General features: G+C 62.8%; 1 protein-coding gene. It reads left to right on the forward strand.

Going from position 1 to position 261, the window contains the following annotated elements; translation table 11 throughout:
* Nucleotides 1–261, forward strand: a 261-nt coding sequence (locus SB765_RS30825; protein WP_410932647.1) for a UPF0149 family protein, incomplete at both ends; no start/stop codon positions are given.

A 261-nucleotide genomic window follows, 5' to 3' on the forward strand; every position in this document is an offset into this window, starting at 1 on the left:
GCGACGCTCATTCGGTGCTGAACCTGGCCGAACTCGACGGCTACTTCACGGCGTTGGTCTCCAGCCCCGCGCAGGTGGAAGTCGGCGAATGGTTTCCGGCGATCTGGGGTGGGCAAAATCCCGACTGGGAAAGCGTGGACGAGGCCCAGCGCTTCCTGGAACTGTGCGTACGGCATATGAATACACTGGCGGCGCAGTTGGCGACCGACGCCCAGGCGTTCAAGGCACGTTTCGATGACACCGAACATCAGGGCCAAGCCG

This window comes from Pseudomonas sp. SIMBA_067, from assembly GCF_046534675.1.
Taxonomy (GTDB): domain Bacteria; phylum Pseudomonadota; class Gammaproteobacteria; order Pseudomonadales; family Pseudomonadaceae; genus Aquipseudomonas; species Aquipseudomonas putida.